The sequence below is a fragment of the Halosimplex rubrum genome, assembly GCF_013415885.1.
GTDB classification, from domain to species: domain Archaea; phylum Halobacteriota; class Halobacteria; order Halobacteriales; family Haloarculaceae; genus Halosimplex; species Halosimplex rubrum.
On the sequence record NZ_CP058910.1, the window covers coordinates 3,820,680 to 3,838,537 of the forward strand.

Annotated in this window: 24 protein-coding genes and 2 tRNA genes; 3 read left to right on the top strand and 23 right to left on the bottom strand. The window is 69.3% G+C overall.

Going from position 1 to position 17,858, the window contains the following annotated elements; genetic code table 11:
* Window positions 1-52 precede the first annotated feature (52 nt).
* From HZS55_RS19070 to HZS55_RS19160, 19 genes are all read right to left on the bottom strand, one after another.
* The gene (locus HZS55_RS19070) at window positions 53-796 is read right to left on the bottom strand and encodes an isopentenyl phosphate kinase (protein ID WP_179909135.1); all 744 of its coding nucleotides are present in this window, start codon (window positions 794-796) and stop codon (window positions 53-55) included.
* Window positions 793-1,776 carry a mevalonate kinase gene (mvk, locus tag HZS55_RS19075; RefSeq protein WP_179909136.1) on the bottom strand — a complete coding sequence of 328 codons (984 nt, stop codon included), beginning with the start codon at window positions 1,774-1,776 and terminating at the stop codon, window positions 793-795. Before mvk ends, HZS55_RS19070 begins: the two co-directional genes overlap by 4 nt.
* A gap of 77 nt (window positions 1,777-1,853) precedes the next feature.
* Window positions 1,854-2,231, bottom strand: a complete 378-nt coding sequence (locus HZS55_RS19080) for a DUF5518 domain-containing protein (RefSeq protein WP_179909137.1) — start codon at window positions 2,229-2,231, stop codon at window positions 1,854-1,856.
* An 80-nt stretch (window positions 2,232-2,311) separates the two neighbouring features.
* Window positions 2,312-3,922 carry a molybdopterin-dependent oxidoreductase gene (locus tag HZS55_RS19085; RefSeq protein WP_179909138.1) on the bottom strand — a complete coding sequence of 537 codons (1,611 nt, stop codon included), beginning with the start codon at window positions 3,920-3,922 and terminating at the stop codon, window positions 2,312-2,314.
* Between the two features lie 102 nt (window positions 3,923-4,024).
* The gene (locus HZS55_RS19090) at window positions 4,025-4,675 is read right to left on the bottom strand and encodes a DUF2306 domain-containing protein (protein ID WP_179909139.1); all 651 of its coding nucleotides are present in this window, start codon (window positions 4,673-4,675) and stop codon (window positions 4,025-4,027) included.
* Between the two features lie 158 nt (window positions 4,676-4,833).
* Window positions 4,834-5,421, bottom strand: coding sequence for a TetR/AcrR family transcriptional regulator (locus HZS55_RS19095; RefSeq protein WP_179909140.1), 588 nt, complete (start codon window positions 5,419-5,421; stop codon window positions 4,834-4,836).
* An 88-nt stretch (window positions 5,422-5,509) separates the two neighbouring features.
* Complete coding sequence (rpsB, locus tag HZS55_RS19100) at window positions 5,510-6,295, bottom strand: 30S ribosomal protein S2 (protein ID WP_179909141.1); 786 nt, start codon at window positions 6,293-6,295, stop codon at window positions 5,510-5,512.
* Window positions 6,292-7,497 (bottom strand): phosphopyruvate hydratase, encoded by a 1,206-nt coding sequence (gene eno, locus HZS55_RS19105; RefSeq protein WP_179909142.1) that lies wholly within the window; start codon window positions 7,495-7,497, stop codon window positions 6,292-6,294. The genes rpsB and eno overlap by 4 nt, the downstream gene beginning before the upstream one ends.
* Complete coding sequence (locus tag HZS55_RS19110; RefSeq protein ID WP_179909143.1) at window positions 7,494-7,670, bottom strand: DNA-directed RNA polymerase subunit K; 177 nt, start codon at window positions 7,668-7,670, stop codon at window positions 7,494-7,496. Before HZS55_RS19110 ends, eno begins: the two co-directional genes overlap by 4 nt.
* A complete protein-coding gene (locus tag HZS55_RS19115; RefSeq protein WP_179909144.1) occupies window positions 7,667-7,867 on the bottom strand; it encodes a DNA-directed RNA polymerase subunit N in 201 nt (66 codons plus the stop codon). The genes HZS55_RS19110 and HZS55_RS19115 overlap by 4 nt, the downstream gene beginning before the upstream one ends.
* A gap of 7 nt (window positions 7,868-7,874) precedes the next feature.
* Window positions 7,875-8,273, bottom strand: a complete 399-nt coding sequence (locus HZS55_RS19120; protein ID WP_179909145.1) for a 30S ribosomal protein S9 — start codon at window positions 8,271-8,273, stop codon at window positions 7,875-7,877.
* Complete coding sequence (locus tag HZS55_RS19125) at window positions 8,267-8,704, bottom strand: 50S ribosomal protein L13 (protein ID WP_179909146.1); 438 nt, start codon at window positions 8,702-8,704, stop codon at window positions 8,267-8,269. The genes HZS55_RS19120 and HZS55_RS19125 overlap by 7 nt, the downstream gene beginning before the upstream one ends.
* Window positions 8,701-9,051 (bottom strand): 50S ribosomal protein L18e, encoded by a 351-nt coding sequence (locus HZS55_RS19130; protein WP_179909147.1) that lies wholly within the window; start codon window positions 9,049-9,051, stop codon window positions 8,701-8,703. The genes HZS55_RS19125 and HZS55_RS19130 overlap by 4 nt, the downstream gene beginning before the upstream one ends.
* Before the next feature lie 18 nt (window positions 9,052-9,069).
* Window positions 9,070-9,154, bottom strand: a tRNA-Leu gene (locus tag HZS55_RS19135).
* Window positions 9,155-9,331: 177 nt separating this feature from the next.
* Window positions 9,332-10,099: a DNA-directed RNA polymerase subunit D gene (locus HZS55_RS19140; RefSeq protein WP_179909148.1), complete on the bottom strand. Its 768-nt coding sequence runs from the start codon at window positions 10,097-10,099 to the stop codon at window positions 9,332-9,334.
* Between the two features lie 2 nt (window positions 10,100-10,101).
* Window positions 10,102-10,491: a 30S ribosomal protein S11 gene (locus HZS55_RS19145; protein WP_006883726.1), complete on the bottom strand. Its 390-nt coding sequence runs from the start codon at window positions 10,489-10,491 to the stop codon at window positions 10,102-10,104.
* A gap of 1 nt (window position 10,492) precedes the next feature.
* A complete protein-coding gene (locus tag HZS55_RS19150) occupies window positions 10,493-11,011 on the bottom strand; it encodes a 30S ribosomal protein S4 (protein WP_179909149.1) in 519 nt (172 codons plus the stop codon).
* Window positions 11,011-11,541: a 30S ribosomal protein S13 gene (locus HZS55_RS19155; protein ID WP_179909150.1), complete on the bottom strand. Its 531-nt coding sequence runs from the start codon at window positions 11,539-11,541 to the stop codon at window positions 11,011-11,013. Before HZS55_RS19155 ends, HZS55_RS19150 begins: the two co-directional genes overlap by 1 nt.
* Before the next feature lie 22 nt (window positions 11,542-11,563).
* A tRNA-Ser gene (locus HZS55_RS19160) sits at window positions 11,564-11,648 on the bottom strand.
* Between the two features lie 243 nt (window positions 11,649-11,891).
* On the opposite strand from HZS55_RS19160, the gene HZS55_RS19165 reads away from it, so the two are divergent.
* Window positions 11,892-12,179, top strand: a complete 288-nt coding sequence (locus HZS55_RS19165; RefSeq protein ID WP_179909151.1) for a hypothetical protein — start codon at window positions 11,892-11,894, stop codon at window positions 12,177-12,179.
* Window positions 12,180-12,291: 112 nt separating this feature from the next.
* Entirely contained in the window at window positions 12,292-12,840 is a 549-nt protein-coding gene (locus tag HZS55_RS19170; protein WP_179909152.1) for an NUDIX domain-containing protein, read from the top strand.
* Between the two features lie 53 nt (window positions 12,841-12,893).
* Here the strand turns inward: HZS55_RS19170 and moaA are convergent, their stop codons facing one another.
* Window positions 12,894-13,982: a GTP 3',8-cyclase MoaA gene (gene moaA, locus HZS55_RS19175; protein ID WP_246308304.1), complete on the bottom strand. Its 1,089-nt coding sequence runs from the start codon at window positions 13,980-13,982 to the stop codon at window positions 12,894-12,896.
* Between the two features lie 128 nt (window positions 13,983-14,110).
* Here moaA and HZS55_RS19180 point away from each other — a divergent pair, with 128 nt between their 5' ends.
* Window positions 14,111-15,238, top strand: coding sequence for an ArsR/SmtB family transcription factor (locus tag HZS55_RS19180; protein ID WP_179909153.1), 1,128 nt, complete (start codon window positions 14,111-14,113; stop codon window positions 15,236-15,238).
* 213 nt (window positions 15,239-15,451) lie between these two features.
* On the opposite strand, the gene HZS55_RS19185 is transcribed toward HZS55_RS19180, so the two are convergent.
* From HZS55_RS19185 to HZS55_RS19195, 3 genes are all read right to left on the bottom strand, one after another.
* Window positions 15,452-16,210 (bottom strand): archaeal proteasome endopeptidase complex subunit alpha, encoded by a 759-nt coding sequence (locus HZS55_RS19185; RefSeq protein ID WP_179909154.1) that lies wholly within the window; start codon window positions 16,208-16,210, stop codon window positions 15,452-15,454.
* Window positions 16,210-16,932 carry an Ntn hydrolase family protein gene (locus HZS55_RS19190; RefSeq protein WP_179909155.1) on the bottom strand — a complete coding sequence of 241 codons (723 nt, stop codon included), beginning with the start codon at window positions 16,930-16,932 and terminating at the stop codon, window positions 16,210-16,212. Before HZS55_RS19190 ends, HZS55_RS19185 begins: the two co-directional genes overlap by 1 nt.
* A 93-nt stretch (window positions 16,933-17,025) precedes the next feature.
* On the bottom strand, window positions 17,026-17,841 hold the full coding sequence (locus HZS55_RS19195) for a hypothetical protein (protein WP_179909156.1): 816 nt from the start codon (window positions 17,839-17,841) through the stop codon (window positions 17,026-17,028).
* Window positions 17,842-17,858: the final 17 nt, after the last annotated feature.

Genomic DNA, 17,858 nt, shown 5'->3' on the forward strand with positions numbered 1-17,858 from the left:
TAGGTTACGCCCGTCGAGCCTGCGACGCGTCTCGCACCCGGTCGACCTCGCGTCACTCCCCGCGGACGACGGTCCCCGGCGACCCGCCGGCGACGAACTCGTCGAGCCCCTCGGAGCCGAAGACGTGCGCCGGCGCGCCGAGCGCGAGCAGCTTCTCGACCTTGGCGGCCATCCCCCCGGTCACGTCGGTCGCGTCGCTGCCCCCCAGCGCGTCGGCGGCCTCGGCGAACCGCTCGATCCGCGCGATCACGTCGCCGTCCTCGTCGAGGACCCCGGGAACCGTCGAGCAGAGGCCGACCCGACCCACGTCGAGCGCGCCGTCGCCGGCCAGCGCGACGACGAGGTCGTCGCCGCTCGTGACCGTCACACCGGACCCCGACTGGACGACCCCGTCGCCGTGGAGCACCGGGACGAACCCCTCGGCCAGCATCGTCGCGACGCTCCCGGTCGGCAGGGAGAGGTCGCCGTCGGCGTCGCGGCTGGCGAGCGACAGGGGTCTCACCGGGAGCGCCTCGACGCCCGCCTCGTGGAGCGCGTCGAGGACGGCGGCGTTGAGCCGCCCCATCGCGTCGTGGATCGCCCGGGCGTCCGCCGCCGAGCGGGTACCCGAGTCGGCCGAAACACCGCGCTCGGCCGCGGCGTGGTGGCCGAAGCTCCCGCCCCCGTGGACGAGGACCAGGTCGCCGTCGAAGTCGGCCACCGCCTCGGCCGCCCGCGCGAGCGCCGCGTCGTCGACGGTCTCGGGTGAGTCCTTCTCGGTGACGACGCTCCCGCCGAGTTTCAGGACCGTCGTCATTCGACGCGGACTCCCTCGGTGGCCAGTTCCGCCTGGAACGTCTCCTCGCAGCCGGGGAGATAGCGCAGCGCCGTCTCCGTCTCCTCGGTCTCGTCGAGCGCGACGACGCAGCCGCCGCCGCCCGCGCCCGTCAGTTTCGCCCCGAGCGCGCCCGCGTCGCGGGCCGCCCACACCATCGCGTCCAGCGACCGCGAGGAGACCCCCAGCGCCGACAGCAGGCCGTGGTTGAAGTCCATCAGCTCCCCGAGTTCGGCGAGGTCGCCGGCCGCGAGCGCGTCCTCGCCGTTGCGCACCAGGTCGCCGACGGCCGCCACGGTGTCCGCGGCGAAGTCGTAGGAGTTCTTCAGCTCGCGCACGCCCGAGACGAGCGCGCCCGTATCGCCCGCGCCGCCGTCGAAGCCCACGACGAAGGGGAGCTCGGGCGCGTCGAGCGAGCGGCAGTCGTCGCCCTCCACGCGGACGGCGCCGCCCGTCGCCGAGCAGAACGTGTCCGCCCGGGAGGCGTTGCCCTCCTGGACGGCCAGCTCGGCCGAGTAGGCGCGCTCGGCGACCTCGTCGGTCGAGAGGTCGGCCCCCAGCTCTTCCGCGGCCGCGTAGATGCCCGCGGCGGTGACCGCCGCCGAGGAGCCGAGGCCGGCGCCCAGCGGGATCTCGCTCTCGATGGTGATATCGAAGCCGGCGTCGGGCGCGCCGGCGGCGTCGCGTGCCTGCTCGACCGCGGCGTCGACGTAGCCGGTCGCCGCCTCGACGAGCGACTGGGACACGTCCACGTCCGGGTCGCTACCGGTCGTCCCGCCGTACTCGACGGTGAACCCGTCGAGGCTGAGGTCCTCGGCGTGGACGCGGAGGTGGTCGTCGGCCCGTCGCTCGACCGTCACCCGCGCGCGGCGGTCGATAGCGCAGGGCACCGCCGGCTCGCCGTACACCACTGCGTGCTCCCCGAAGAGATACACCTTCCCGGGAGCGCTCGCGGTAACCATGCACGCCCGTCGCACCCGCGGGGAGGTAATGGTTTCCGAAGGGGCCGGGAGGCCGCCGCCGGCCGAGCGCCGCCGGTTCAGAGGTCGATGTCCGTGTCGTACTTGACGTAGTTGCCGATCCAGCCGCCCAGGGCGCTCAACCCGACGAAGTAGAGCACCAGAAACACGAAGAGGAAGAGAATGATGACCCCACCGATCGCGAAGCCCGCCGCCTCGCCGCTCCCGACGGCGATGAAGCCGAAGATACTGAAGATAACGAACGCGATCGCGGCGGACGGGAGCAACGCGATCGTACCCGACAGGGCACCGACTTTCAGCCCGTCCGAGCGCGTCCCGCCCTGGAAGTACCCCGCGAGCGCACCGCCGAACATCGGGGCGAACGGGAGGAAAAAGCCCGCGACCGTCGATACTACGGCACCGATCAGCGCGTTGACGAGCGTGTTGCCTTCGTCCATGCCACCCCGTTGACCCACCGGTGACTTAAAAGTGCCACTCGATCCGACAGGTCACACCGCCGACGCGCCCCACCGGCCGGTCACAGCGAGACGGTCACGGAGTGCCAGCCCGTCGACCCGCCGGGATGGGCGCCGGTCTCCTCGCGCGTCTGCAGGGCGCCCGTCCCGTCGGTGGCGCGGACGACCACGTCTTTCGGTCCCGAGTCCGGTAGCTCGGCGACGTGGCGGAAGCGCCGCCAGGCGTGCGGAGAGGGCGGGGCTTCGAGTTCGGCGTCGGCCCACGTGTCGCCGCCGTCGAGACTCACCTCGACGCCGTCGATCCCGCGGCGGCCGCCGTAGGCGACCCCGCCGACCGCGACGCGGTCGCCGCGGCGCTGGACCCCGCGGACGTACGAGAGCGTGTTGACGACGGCCTCCTCGACCCAGCCGCGGGCCTCCCAGTAGCTCTCGTGGTCGCCGGCGCTGACCTCGATGTCCTCGACCCACTTCGTCGACTTCATGCCGTAGCGTCCGGGGATCAGGAGCCGCGCCGGGAACCCGTGCTCTTTCGGCAGGGTCCGACCGTCCATTCCCACCGCGAGCACGACGTCCTCGCGCTCGCTCACCACGTCCCACGGGATCGCCTCGGTGTAGCCGTCCGCCGCCCGGGTCACCACGTCCTCGGCGGCGTCGGGGACGCCCGCGTCCGCCAGCAGCGCCCGCACCGGCACCGCCCGCCACTCCGCGGTACTGATCAGGTTCCCGCCGACGGAGTTGGAGATGCACGCCGTCGTGACGGTCATATCGCGGGCCTCGGGGTGGGTGACCAGCTCCGAGAAGGACAGGTCGTACGACTCCCGTACCGCCCCGCCGACCGACAGCGACCACCGCTCGGCGTCGACGCTCGGATTGGAGACGTTCTTGTCGACGACGTAGTGGTCGGCGGCCGTCCCGACCGCCGGGGTCATGCCCGCGAAACCGTAGCCGAAGACCGGGTCCGCGTCGGCCTCGGCGACCGAGACGACGACGTTCTCGGTGGTGCTGCGGGATTCGAGGATCTCGCCGGTCGCAGCGGTCGTCACCGTCCGCCCGGAGTCGGGCGTCGTCGTCCCCTCCGCGCGCTTCTCGACGACCGCGTCCAGCGACTCGCCGGGCTGGGGCCCGTCGCTGGAGGTCGCCGGCCGGCCGAGGCTCCGCGCGACCACGCCGCCGCCCGCCGCCAGCCCGACGGCGCCGCCGAGGTTTCGGAGCGTCCGGCGCCGTCCCACCGACGGGCGGTGCCCGCCGCTCGCCACGCGGAGGAGCCCGGGCGGTAGCAGCGCCAGCGCCGTCGCGAGCGTCCACCGCCAGAAGACGCCGTCGGCCGCCGCGCGAAAGCCCGCCGCCGTCAGGACGACGACCGCCACCGAGACGCCGGTCGCGAGGTATCGCTCCTGCGCGCGAGTCGTGCCGTACCCCTCCGCGAAGGCGGCGATCCCCGCTGCGGCGGCCACCGCCGCGACCGCAATCGCGACCATCAGCGCTGGCTGTGCGGCCGCGCCCAGCGTCTCGATAGCCAGCGTCGCCACGGTTCCGGGCGAGGCCTCGATCACGACCTGTGCGGCGACCGCCAGCGGGTGGCCGCCCACCAGCGGCGCGGCCGCGAGGATCCCGACCAGCCACACGACCGCCGTCGCGGCCCACCCGACGGCTACGCGCTCTCGTCCGTCCATGCCCCGCTCTCAGGACTGACGGCGGTAATACTTTGTGCGCGTCGCGACGGCTCGCGGCCGCCGAGCCGTCGGATCCCCCTAGAACGGGGGACCGGCGCGCACCTACGCCGGAGCGAGCTTCTCCTTGTAGGTCGCCGAGAGGTAGATCAGGACCGGCGTCCCGACGACGGTCGGCCCCAGCCATCGCGCGACGCTCGGGAGGAAGCCGAAGTTGACGGTCGCGAACGCCGTCACCGTCGCGATGTAGCCGGCTCCCATCCGGGTGACGTGTTCGGGCACCCAGGCGCCGCGGTCGCGCTCGCGCCGAAACTTCAGGGCGTCCGTGCCCGCGAAGATCGCACCGATCCCGCCGAACACCAGCGCCACCGGCGCGAACGAGTCACCACCGAGCACCATCACGCCGCCCATCGCGAGCAGGCCGACGCTCGCCGCCCCCACCAGCCCGACCGCCGCCCAGTCGACCGCCGCCGCGCCGTCCGCCGGACGCTTGCGCCCCAGCACCCGATACCCCGAGAACGCGAAGTAGAAACTGAACACGGCCACCAGCGCGAGGAACCGTCGGAGGTCGGTCGCCTCGAAGGCGAACAGCGCCAGCGCCGACCCGGAGACGAACGCCATCGCGTAGACGTACGCCCGCCCCAGCCGACGGTGTCGGCGCCCACCCTTCGTCGTGAGGAACGCGCCCAGCCCCGCAAAGAGCGCCACGAACCCCGCCGCGACGTGCGCCCACAGCGTCAGTTCCTCCGGAGTCATCCCCGCACACCCGCCAGCTCGTCCGTTGTCATACCTCGTCGTTACACGACCGCCAACTTAAATTTACTGAGTAAGCACTTACTTTGTTACGTCGAGCCCGAAGCGTCCCGTCGGGAATCGCTCCGCTGGTCGTCACGGGGGCCGACTCCGCGGCGGCGTCAGTCGGCGAGGATGCCGTCGACGTAGCTCGCCCAGCCGGTTCGGAGCGCGCCGCCCACGTCCATGCCGAGCGCGACGCAGATCCCGGTCGACCCGTCCCCGGCCGCGAGGAGAAAGGCGGCAGTCGCGTCGGGGTCGACCGGTCGGAAGGTCCCGTCTTCGACGCCCTCGCGGACCGTCTCGGCGAGCACATCGAGTTTCGCCGACTGGAGCGCGACGAGCGGATCCCGTAGCGTCTCGTTGTGCGGCGCGTGCGAGAGCAGTTCCATCACCGCGACGTGCAGGTCGGCGCCCTCCTCGCCCGGCGAGAGGAACATCCGCTCGCACGCGGCACGGAGCCGCGCTTCGGGACCGTCGGCCTCGATCGCGTCCAGTTCCTCGCCGAACCGACCGACCGCGAACTCCAGAAACGCCGCGATCATCTCGTCTTTGGCGTCGTAGTAGTAGTACAGTCCGGACTCGCTCTTGGGATAGGCCTCGGCGATCTTCGCCGTCGTCAACCGCTCGTACCCGTGCTCGGCCAGCGCGTCCCGCACCGCGAGCGCGACCTCCGCCCGCGCCTCGGCCGGCACTCCCTCGTCGCTCATACCGGTGAGTGAGCGCTCACTCGTGTTCAGGGTTGCGCTACGGCTCTTCGGCGTGTGGAGAACGGGTCGAAACGCGCCGAAAAACGGGTTAAATCTCGGTCTCGAAGTCGTCGAGACCGTAGGACGGCTCGGCGCCGCGGCGGTCGAGCGTCTCGTTGGCCAGCAGCCAGTAGACGACCGACAGGGCCTTGCGCCCCTTGTTGTTGGTCGGGACGACCAGGTCGACGTTGGAGGTCTGGTTGTTGGAGTCGCACATCGCGATGACCGGGATGCCGACGGTGATGGCCTCCTTGACGGCCTGGGCGTCGCCGATGGGGTCGGTGACGACCACGACGTCGGGCTCGATGTAGCCCTCGTAGTCGGGGTTGGTCAGGGTGCCCGGGATGAAGCGGCCGGTGCGGGCGCGGGCGCCCACGGCGTCGGCGAACTTCTCCGCGGGGAAGCGACCGTACTGGCGCGACGACGCCACGAGGATCTGCTCGGGGTCGTAGTTGGCCAGGAAGTCCGCCGCGGTCCGGATGCGCTTGTCCGTCATGCTCACGTCGAGCACGTACAGCCCGTCCGTCCGGACGCGGTGGATGAACCGCTCCATGTCCTTGGTCTTCTGCTGGGTACCGATGTGGACACCCGCGGCCAGGTAGTCCTCGACGGGGATGAGGAGGTCTGCCTCGTCGTCGGGCATGACGTCCTCGTCGAGGGCGGGCCCCTCGTCGGCCTCCTCGGCCGGCTCCTCGTCGGCCGCCTCGTCGGCGACCCGCTCGTCGGCCCCAGTGGCCGGTTCCTCAGTCTCTGTCTCGGCCGCCGCGTCCTCGTCGACCTCGGGGTCGACCTCGGAGTCGCTGGCGTCGAGACCGTCGTTTTCGTTTCCGCTCATACTGCGTTGTCCTCGATTCGGATGAGTTCGTTCAGCTTGGCAGTGCGCTCGCCCGCGACCGCGCCCGTCTTGATGAACGGCGCGTCCGTCGCGACTGCGAGGTGTGCGATGGTAGCGTCCTCGGTCTCGCCGCTGCGATGGGAGACCACGTGTCCGTAGGCGTTCTCGACCGCCAGCTCGATGGCGTCGAACGCGTCCGACAGCGTCCCGATCTGGTTGGGCTTGATCAGGATGCTGTTGGCCGCGCCCTGCTGGATGCCCTCGCCCAGCCGGTCCGTGTTGGTCACGAAGAGATCGTCGCCACAGACCAGCGTCCGGTCGCCGACCTTCTCGGTCAGGTCGGCGAAGCCCTCGTAGTCGTCCTCGTCGAGCGGGTCCTCGACGTACTTCAGATCGTACTCGGCGACGAGGTCGGCGATGTACTCGACCTGCTCCTCGGTGGAGCGCACTCGGTCGGAGTAGACGTAGCCGCCCTCCGCCTCGTCGTACATCTCCGCGGCGGCCACGTCCAGGCCGAAGCGGATCTCGAAGCCGACCTCGTCGGCGACGGTCGTCGTCGCCTCGTCCATGATCTCGAAGGCCTCCTCGTCGTCGATGGAGGGCGCCCACGCCCCCTCGTCGCCCTTGCCCGCGGGCTCGTCGCGCTCCATGAGGATGTCGTGGACCTCCCCGTGGACCGCGGCGTTGGCGAAGATGGCCTCCGACACGGACGGCGCCCCGACGGGCGCCGCGAGGAACTCCTGGATGTCCGTCGCGTCGGCGGCGTGCTCGCCGCCGCCGATGACGTTGCCCAGCGGGATCGGGTAGTTGTTCCCGCGGAAGGTCCCGCCGAGGTGCTGGTACAGCGGCGCGCCGGTCACGCTGGCGCCGGCCTTCGCGGCCGCCATCGAGATGGCGACCGCGCTGTTGGCGCCGATGCCCGAGAAGTCCTCGGTGCCGTCGGCGACGTGCAGGGCCCGGTCGACCTCGCGCTGGTTGCCCGCGTGGACCTCCCCGACGAGTCGGGGGACGGCGTCCTCGCGAGCCTTCGCGATGGCCTCGGCGGCCGGCAGCTCGATGGCCTCGTACTCGCCCGTGGAGGCGCCGCTCGGTGCGGCCGCGCGGCCGAAGCCGCCCTCCTCGGTCAGCACGTCGGCCTCGACGGTCGGGTTGCCCCGCGAGTCGAGCACGCGACGCAGCCGCACGTCGGTGACGAGGGTCACTGCTCACCCCGCCGGACGGTGAAGGGCAGCGCACCGGAGTCGTACTCCTCGGCGGCGATCAGGATGGGCTGGGTCTGCTCGGTGTCGACGAGCACGGGCGCCCCGTAGGCCACCTGCAGCGCTCGCGCGCCGATGATGCGGGCCTTCTCGTAGCGGTTGTACTGCTGGCTCATTGGTAGGGGGCGACGATGTCGACCAGGTCCTTGTGCGAGACGAGCATCCGCCGGCAGCAGTGCCGCTCGACGCCCAGCTCGTCGAGGACCTTCTCCGGGTCCTCGGGATCCTCGGCCTCGCGGGTGCGAGCCTTGAACTCCTCCCAGTGCTCGCCGACGACGGTACCGCACGTGAAACACCGGACCGGGACCATCATGGCGATATCACCGGTAGGACTTCTGGTAGCGGGCCCGTGCGCCGGGGCCGCCCCACTTCTTGGACTCGCTCTGGCGCACGTCGTTGACGAGCAACGAGCGGTCGAACTCCATGTATGCGTCCCGCAGCTCGGCGTCGTTCGTGTGCTGGACCAGCCCGCGGGCGATGGCGGTGCGGGCCGCGTCGGCCTGCCCCATCACGCCGCCGCCCTCCACGTCCACCTCGACGTCGACGCCCTCGCGGAGGTCGTCGTCGGCCAGGCGGAACGGTTCGAGCATCTTCAGCTGGGCCAGCTCCGGCTCGGTCAACTCGACTGGCTGTGCGTTGATACGCACGCGACCCTCGCCCTCGCGGATCGTCGCGCGGGCCACGGCCGTCTTCTTCTTTCCGGAGGTGTTCGTTACCATGTGTTGTTGGCTCCCAGTGCCTCGCTCACGTCGCCGAGCGAGACGAACTTGATGTTCGACAGTCGGTCCAGCGACGTGCCGTCGAGGACCTCGCCGTCGTCGTCGTAGGGGTTGCCCACGTAGACGCGGACGTTCTCGAAGGCGTCGCGACCGCGCGTCGTCTTGTAGGGCACCATCCCGCGGATCGACCGCTTGAAGATGCCGTCCGGTCGCTTCGGGTAGGCCGGCCCCTGGTCGGAGCCCAGCTCCCGGCGCGTCTCGAACGTGCCGATCACGTCGTCCTCGCTGCCGGTGACGACCGCCGCCTCGGCGTTGACCACCGCGACGCGCTCGCCGTCCATCGCCCGCTCGGCGACCTGCGAGGCGACGCGACCGAGGATGCAGTCACGCGCGTCGACGACCACGTCGGCCTCGAACTCGGCGAGGCTCATCGGATCACCCGCACGTTCGATCCCTCGGGGTTGTTCTCGAGTACCTGTTCTAGCGGTGCCGTCTCGCCGACCTGGTCGATCTTCTTCTCGGCGGTGCCGGAGAAGTCGACCGCGGCGACGGTCACGTCCTTCTGCAGGACGCCACTGCCGAGCACCTTGCCGGGCACGACCACTGTCTCGTCCTCCTGGGCGTATCGCTCGATGCGACCCAGGTTGACTTCCGCGTGGGTGCGCCGCGGACTCTCTAAGCGCTCGGCCACGTCGCCCCAGACGTCGCCGCCCGAGTTGCGGGCGGTCGTCTTGAGGTCAGCGATGAGGCTACTGAGTCTCGGATTGCTCTTACTCATACGTTTCTCCTAGAAAAGTGCAGGGAGCAGGATTTGAACCTGCGGACCCCTACGGGACAGCGCCCTGAACGCTGCGCCGTTGGCCTGACTTGGCTATCCCTGCTCGCAAACTGCTGTTTCGTGCCGCCCCTCAAACCGCTTTCGATCCGGCCGCCGTCTGCGACCGATCGGCGACTCGTCCGCGCGTTTCCAGCCGGACGAGCCCGGCGCTCGTGGCCGTCGGAACTGCCGCCCGACGACCGGATGCGAACGCCGTGGGTTCGAGGGGTGTCGTTCATCGTTACAGTTGGATCGATTCGCGCAGTTCGTCCGCGCGGTCGCGCAGCGAGCCGACCGCCCGTGTCACGAGTTCGTCGACCGTCAGCGACCCGTCGGTCTCGACGTGGAAGACGAAGGCGTTCGGCACGTCCTCGACTTCGATCTCCTTGCCGGGGTAGCGCTGGGTCAGGTCGTTGCCGAACTCGTCGGTGTGGACCAGCTCGCCGTCCTCCTCGATCACGCCGCGGAGGATGTGCGGTTCCTCGTCGGCGAACTCGCCCTTGTCGCCGACCACGTTCACGCGCTGGAGGTGGCGATAGCCGACGGCCACGCCGCCCTGGTGTTTGGCGTGGTCCCGACCGCGGTCGAGCACGGCGTCGGCCTCGACTTCGAGCCGCTGGCCGGCCTTGAGGTCGATGATCGGGATGTCGTCGTTGGCGGGCCGGACCATCTCGTCGCTGGAGACGATGTCGCCCGAGTAGGCCGTCACCGTCTCGGTCGTCTCCTCGCGGCTCGGCCCCTCTACGTCCAGCGCCAGCGTCACTTCGTCGCCGATCCCGAACTCACCCTCGGGCGTGGTCAGCGGGACCAGCCCGAGGCGGAGTCCGATCTGCTCGTCGAACATGACGCTGGAGTTCTCCACGACCCGAAGCTCGTCGATGGAGAAGGTCGGCACGTCCGCGATCATCGCGCGGCGGATACCGTTGGCGAACGCGGGGGTGATCCCCCGCACCAGGAACCGGGCCTCCCGGTCGCCGCGTTCGACGAACTCGACCTCGTAGTCCTCCATCGTTAGAATCCTGCGTTCTTGGGACCGCGGGTACCGTCGTGCGGGATCGGGGTCACGTCCTCGATGCGACCGATCTCCAGGCCGGCTCGCGCCAGCGCGCGGATGGTCGCCTGCGCGCCCGGACCGGGGTTGGTCTGCTGGTTACCACCCGGACCGCGCACGCGGACGTGAACGCCCTCGACGCCCTGTGCTCGGACCTCCTCGGCGACGACCTCGGCCATCTGCATGGCCGCGTACGGCGACGCCTCGTCGCGGTTCTGCTTGACGACGGTCCCGCCCGAGGATTTGGCGAGCGTCTCGGCGCCCGTCTCGTCGGTGATCGTGATGATCGTGTTGTTGAACGATGCGTGTACGTGGGCGATGCCCCACTTGTCGTCCTGGGTCTCGCTCATGTTATTGGTCCTCCGCGCGTTCGGGGTGGAGTTCGTCCGTCAGCGGGCTCGTCGAGTCGAACTCGACGCTCCCCTCCTCGCTCACGTCGACCTTCTTCGAGGGGCGCGTGACGCGCTGACCCTCGACGGTGACGTGACCGTGGGAGACGAACTGGCGGGCCTGGCTCGTCGTGTTGGCCAGCCCCTTCCGGTAGACGACCGTCTGGAGCCGCCGTTCGAGGATGTCCGTCACGTCCAGCGACAGGATGTCGTCCAGCGAGTCCGTCTCGTCGAGGACGCCGATGCGCTTCAGGCGCGCGAGGAACTCCTCGGTCTCCTTGGCGGCACCCTCGGCGTCGGTCTGGCCCAGCAGCTTCCGGGCCTCCCGGCGGTAGGCGCGCAGCTCGGACTGGGCGCGCCACAGCTCCTCCTTGTTCTTGAGGCCGTACTGGCCGGTGAGCGCCGACTCCTCACTGATGCGCTCGCCCTGGTAGGGATGGTTGGGCGTCTCGTAGAACTTGGTGTTGCTACCGAGCGCCATTATTCGTCATCCTCCTCGGCTTCGGCCGCCTCGGCCTGTTCTTCCTTGATGGCCTCGACGTTGACGCCGATTGTACCCTCCGAGCGGCCGGTGGACTTGGTACGCTGACCGCGGACCTTCTGTCCGCGCTTGTGCCGGGCGCCCTTGTAGGAGTCGATCATCTTCATGCGGTTGATGTCCTGGCGGCGAGACATCTCGAGGTCGGTCCCCGTCTCGTGGGTGGTGTCGCCGGCGAAGAAGTCGTTCCGGTGGTTCGTGAGCCACTCGGGCGCCTCCTCGGCGAAGCCCTCCACGAGCGAGACGATCTCGTCGATGTCCTCCTCGTCGAGTTTGCCGAAGACTGCCCGGCGGTCGATGCCGGCCTCCTCGGCGATGATGCGGGCCGCGCGATGGCCGATACCGTTCATGTCGGTGAGCGACCGCTCGACGGACTTCGTGCCGTCGAGGTCGGTCTGGCCGATTCGGACGAAGTAGCGGATGTCCTCTTCCTCCTCCGCTTCCTCGTCCGGGTCTTGGTCTTCTGCACTCATGTGTCTGTGATTCGGGTGTGAGCGTCGTGGCGGGGATTCGAACCCCGGAGGCTGTACGCCACAGAGTTAGCAACCCTGCGCCTTGGGCCAGGCTTGGCTACCACGACACGCACTTGCAGCGTGCGGTTGTATACTACCGCCCTCGCGTTCCGTGACCGGCTGTCACGTGCGGGACTCGGGGCCCGGCGCCCCTGCACGAGCGTACCTGAATTACCTCCCGGCCCCTATTTAAACATCACGAAGTGGGCGCCTCGCGTGAACCGCTGACACGGGGCCCGGCCGCGGACCGCCGGCGAACCTCGCCCGGCGCCCGCCGTCACCGCTTTCCCCGCCCGCCTCGTCGTGTCGATATGGCCGCTCCCGACACCGAATCCGTCGACCCAGCCGACGGCGAGGCCGTCCGGGACGCTCTCGAACGCTTCGCCGGGTCGAGCGCCGTCTCCGAGCGCGACGACGGGTCGGTCGTCGCCGACTTCCGCGGGACGACCCACGTCACGGTCCACCCCGGCGGGCGGATCGAGACCGGGATGCCCCTCCACGAGTTCTCCGGCGTCCCCGAGCGATTCGTCTTCGACCACGACGCCGGCGAACTCCGCGTCGAGCGCGACGGCGTCACCTACACCTTCAGACGACCGTAGGGCGTCCCGCTCGCGAGTCCCGAACCGGCCGACCGGCGGCCGCCGCGGTCGACCGAACCCTCACGATCGAATCGACGCAGGCGTTAACAGCCCGGCGGACGACCGTCGGGCGATGACGAACTTCGAGCCCGATTACTGCGGCTACTGCGGCCACGAGCTCCGTGATTCGGATCTCGCTCCCGGAGCGTCCGTCTGCGACGACTGCGAGCGGTACGTCTTCCACAGCCCGACGCCGGGCGCGAGCGTCACGGTCGTCGACGGGGACAGCGTCCTGCTCGTCCAGCGAGCAGTCGGCGACGACGCGGGTCAGTGGGGCACTCCTGCGGGGCACGTCGACTGGGGCGAGGCTCCTGACGCCGCGGCCGCGCGCGAACTCGAGGAGGAGACCGGGCTCGCGGTCGACCGCCGCGACCTGACGCTGGTCGCCGGCCGCGGGACCTGGCCGGTCGAGGGCAAACACATGGTCGCCTTCGAGTACGCCGTCCATCGCGGGGACACCCGCGGCTCGCTGTCGGCCGGCAGCGACGCGAAAGACGCCCGATTCTGGACGACCGAGGCGTGGGACGAAGCCGACGAACGGATGCGCGCCGTCACGAAGCGACGCTACGGCACGACCGACACGGGGGAGATCGCCGAGCGGACGCGGACCGAACTCGACTGATCGGACGCCCCGGCCCCGATGCCGGCCGCCGGGCGGGTCGGCTCTCGGGCCGGTCAGTCGTCGCTCCGCGCGGGCGCCTCGTCGGCGACGGCGTCGCGGTCGGCGTCCTCGACCGGGCCGCCGTCAGCCGGATCGACGCCGGTCGCGCCGTCGAGATACTTTTCGTTGACGACCCACTCGCCGTCCTCCTTGACCATGTACTCCCCGTAGAAGGGGACGCGGTTCGCGACCGTCTCGCGGAACGCATCGCGGATCTCGGTGCGGGTCATCTCGCCCATCGGTCGCAGGTCGTCGTTGCGGTTCAGGCACCCTTTTAGATACCCTTCGTGCGTGACGCGCACGCGATGGCAGTTCGCACAGAACGTCGGGTTCTCGACGGGGTCGACGATCTCGACCATCCCCGCCACGGACTCGTCGGTCGGGTCGTCGACGGACTCGCCGTCGGGGCTCACCCAGTAGCGCTTGCGGTCGTGCATCTCGCGGCGCTCGACGTGGTCGGCCTGCTCTTCCAGCCAGCCGTGGACGCGCTCGATGTCGATCGCCCACTCGGGGTGACCGGCGATCTCCGGCATGTACTCGATGAGTTGGAGCCGCAAGCCGTCGTTCTCGGCGACGTGTTCGACCATCTCCGGGACGTACCCCGCGGTCCGCTCGAAGACGACCATGTTGAGCTTCACGGGGGCGAGCCCCGCATCGAGCGCCGCGTCGACCCCGTCCATCACCGCGTCGTACGCGCCGGCCTGGGTCACCTGTTTGAACGTCTCCTCGTCGAGGGCGTCCTGCGAGACATTCACTCGTTCGAGGCCGGCGTCGACCAGATCCGCGGCCCGCCCGGGTAACATCGTCCCGTTGGTCGTCAGCGAGACCTCCATCTCCGCGGGCGTGCGGGCGACGATCTCCTCTAAGTCGTCGCGCAGGAGCGGTTCGCCGCCGGTGAACTTCACCGAGTCGACGCCGAACTCCGCGACGACCTCCAGAAAGCGGACCACGTCGTCGGTGGTCATCTCGTGCTCGCGGGGTGCCATGGGGCCGCGGGTGTCGCCCAGCCCCTCGTTGTGGCAGTAGACGCAGTCGAAGTTGCACCGGTCGGTGAGCGAGACGCGCACGCCCGACACCTCCCGACCGAACTCGTCCGCGAGCATACCAGCCCTTTCGGCCCGGCGGTAATAAGGCCGGTGCCCGTTGCAAGGTTTCTGCACACCCGCCCGCGCCGGCGCAGGGATCGCCTCCGACGACAGGTTGAAACCGCCGTGGCACGCAGTGCCGTGTCATGACCGACGGCCGGCGGGACGGTGGCGGAGACGGAGCGGCGGACACCGAGTCCGCGATCGCTACCGCGAGCGACGCCGAGACCCCCGGCGCGGCGGCGCCGAGCGACGCGTTCGGCGCGCTCGGCGGGGAGACGCGTCTCGCCGTCGTCCGCGCGCTCGACGCGGCGTCGCTGCGCACGTTCTCCGACCTCGTCGACGCGACCGGCGCGGACACCTCCGCCGGGTTCGCGTACCACCTCCGTCAGCTCACCGACCGGTTCGTCCGCCAGCGCGAGGACGAGCGCTACGAGCTGACCGACGCCGGTCGGTCCGTCGCCCGCGCCCTCCGCGCCGGCATCTACACCGCCAGCGTCGACCGCGAACCGGTCGACCTGCCGGACCCGTGCCCGATCTGCCGCGAGGACGGGCTCGTCGCCGCCGTCGCGGACAACGTCACCGAGGTCGGCTGCGAGCGCTGCGACGGAACGGTCCTCCGGCTCTCGCTCCCCCCGGGCGGCTACGCCGGCCGCGACTCCGACGAGTTCGCCGACGCCATCGACGCACACCACCGCCGCCGCATCGAATCGTTCGACGACGGCGTCTGCCCCGAGTGCGCCGGAGCCGTCTCGACCCGGATCGAACCGGTCGCCGACGGTGACCGCGGCGGGGACGGCGACGGCGACGGGCCCAGCGACCCCGACGGGGGCGGGGAGGACGACGAGCACGTCCCGGTCCAGACGGTCTACGACTGCGAGACCTGCGGCGCCGACCTGCGCTGTCCGGTCGCACTCACGCTGCTCGACCACCCGGCGGTCGTCGCGTTCTATCACGACCACGACCAGGACGTGCGCGACCGCCCTATCTGGAACGTCGGCAGCGAGTGGCGCGAGCGAGTCGTCTCCCGCGACCCGTGGTGCATCGTCGTCGGCGTCCGCCTCGACGGGGACGAACTCGTCTGCTACGTCGCGGGCGACGGCCGCGTCGTCGACCACCGCCGGGAGTCGCGCGACGACGCGCCGGCGGCGGAGAGCGCCACCGACGACACCGACGCGAACGCCGACGGCGACTCGACCGCGGTATCGACGGACGACACGGAGGGCCTGCGCGCGAACGACGGCGCCGCCGAGTCGGGCGCCGCCGAATCCTGAACGCGTCGGCTTCGGATTCGGGCCGCTGACTCGGGACCGGCCCCGACGGACACACCTCACTACCCCGAGAGGGTCACGTAGAGGACGACCGACCAGCCGAAGAGCGCACCGCCGAACCAGACGACGCTCCGTCGGTTCCTCCCGGACGATCCGACCGCGGTCTACGCCCATCTCGGGTTCTCTAGCCGTCCCGACAGGTAAGCCCCGTCCCGGTTACGACGCGCCGTCGAGCCCGGCGTCGGCCAGTGCGCTCGCTCGCCGGTCGCGGTCGAACGCGCCGAAGCCGTCCCGGTCCAGTACAGCCACGTCGATCTCCTCGGGGGTCGGCGCCTCGTCGACACCCTCTGCCAGCGCGGTGAGCGCGAGCGAGACGCCCGCACCGATGTCCAGCCCGGGGGAGTACTCGGCTTCGAGGCGCTCGCGGATGTCGTCGCTCCCGCGGCCGACCGCGGTCGCGCGCCACTCCGTCGGCGTCCCCGAGGGGTCGATCTCGTAGAGTCGCGGGTCGGGATCGGCCGCCTCACCGGCCACCTGAGACACCGCCGGGACGCCGCCCACCAGCAGCGCCGCCCCGAACGGTCGCGTCCCGCCGGTCTGAGTCGATTCCTGGATCTGAGCGGCGACCGCCTTCGCGAGCGGTTCGACGCCCGGCGGTTCACCGTAGCGCAACCGCTCGCGCTGGGCGAACTGCCGCCCGAAGTCGACGAGGCGGCGCGCGTCGGCGACGTGCCCCGCCGTCGCGACCCCGAGTCGGCCGTCGAGGTCGTGAACCTTCTCGATGCTATCGGCCTCCATCAGCGGCGACCGCGGTCGGGCGTGGGCAACGAACACAACCCCGTCGTCGGTCGCGACGCCCACCGCGGGACTACCGCGCTTGACCGCCTCGCGGGCGTACTCGACCTGATACAGTCGGCCGTCCGGCGAGAAGACCGTCACGCCGCGGTCGTACGCCCGCTGGTCGTTCGACTGCATCAGGCCACCTCCTCCCCCGGAGTGTCGGGGTCCGACGCGTCTCGGCCGTCGCCGACGCCCTCGATATCGACCCCGTCGGCAGTGACCGTCGCCACGGTCACGCCGTTGCCGCTGGCGGTGTCGCGCTCGCTCGCCGCTTCGACCGCGGCGACGGCCGCCCCGGTCGCCTCGTCGAGCGTAGCCTCGGGGTCGAACCGTCGTTCGAGCACGCCGTAGGCGACTTGCATCCCGCTCCCGCCCGCCGCGTAGTCGGTCGCCATCACGCTCCCGCCGCCGTCGAGTTCGTAGACGTGCCCGCCCCCGGCGTCGACGCCGCCGAGGATCGGCGCGACCGGTAGCCCGCGCACGAGGTGACCGGCCGTCTGCGAGAGCGCTCGCATGCTCATCGGTTCCTTCCGGCGGGATTCGTAGAGACTCGTCTCGGCCCGCAGCGACCGGATCAGGTTCTGCGCCGGCCCGACCGACCCCGATATCGCCAGCGCGCCCGTCGGGTGGACTCGCGAGATCTTCTCCGCGTTCTTGTTCGTCGTGAACCTCCCGCCGAGGCTCGCCCGCTGGTCGGCCGCCATCACCGCGCCGTCGTCGGTGGCGATCGCGACGATGGTCGTCCCAGTGTCGAACGTCGGCGCGTCGTGGTCGATCTGTCTGGATTCCGTGAGTTCGTCGTGGGGTAGTCGGTGTAGTCGGTCGTCGTCCGCGGGACTGTAGTTGGGTAGCGCCATCGGCAGGTTGTCGGGGCCGGGCAGGAATATATGTTAGCTAAAAAATATTTTAGTGGCGAGACGAGAATAAAGTACTGTAGCTCTGTAGTACGGTCAATCGGCCGTTTCGTTATAGAGTGTTTGATTACCTGTTCTCAGGTCCATATTATACACAAACTCTATCTCGTCAGAAGTCATGTTCCGCTCCGTACTCCAGTACTCTTCAGTGAACTCTACAGCGTTGATTTGGCCTGTATAGTACTCCCGTGCCAGAGAAGTGTTGACGATGAGAGTCTTCGGTGTAGCACCAGTATTGTTGACTTCAGCTATCCGAAGCCTATCTGTGATTTTTCCACCAATTTTCCCAGTATCGTGATGCGCTACAGCCTGTGCATATCCGCTAGTAACAAACGTGTTTACTTCCTTGACCCTCTTAGCATTGTTCTCAGAGTCCGCAGTCAAGTTTAGAATGACGATCAATGAATTTCCTTCCGCAACAGTCCATGCACGAACTCTGATTGGAATCTCAGTATCAACTTCTGCCTCCCCAAATACAGCACTCACAAATTCGTCATATTTTTCATTCGAAAACTTACTCGTTTGAGTCGGCGTTAATGTTGGAGATACGGTCGACAGGGGTGTTGAAGTCGGTGTGGGTGAAGAAGTTGGGGTTCGAATCGGAGAAGGTGTCGGTGTTTGGACTTGAGTTGGAGAACGCACTGTACTTGCGGTTGAACTCAATACTGCTTCCGGTGTGTTGGCTGAATTTTCTTCCACAGGGCTTGAGGTTAAAGTTGGGCCTCCCATATTCTCAGAGTGGCTATTAAGCGGTGGAATCAGACCAGAGTATGCGATGAAGAAGACGATTACGAACGAAATACCCAACAGAAGTGTTGCAGTTTTCATTTTCGTCATACATCTGTTGTCCATATTTAACATCATTGGTC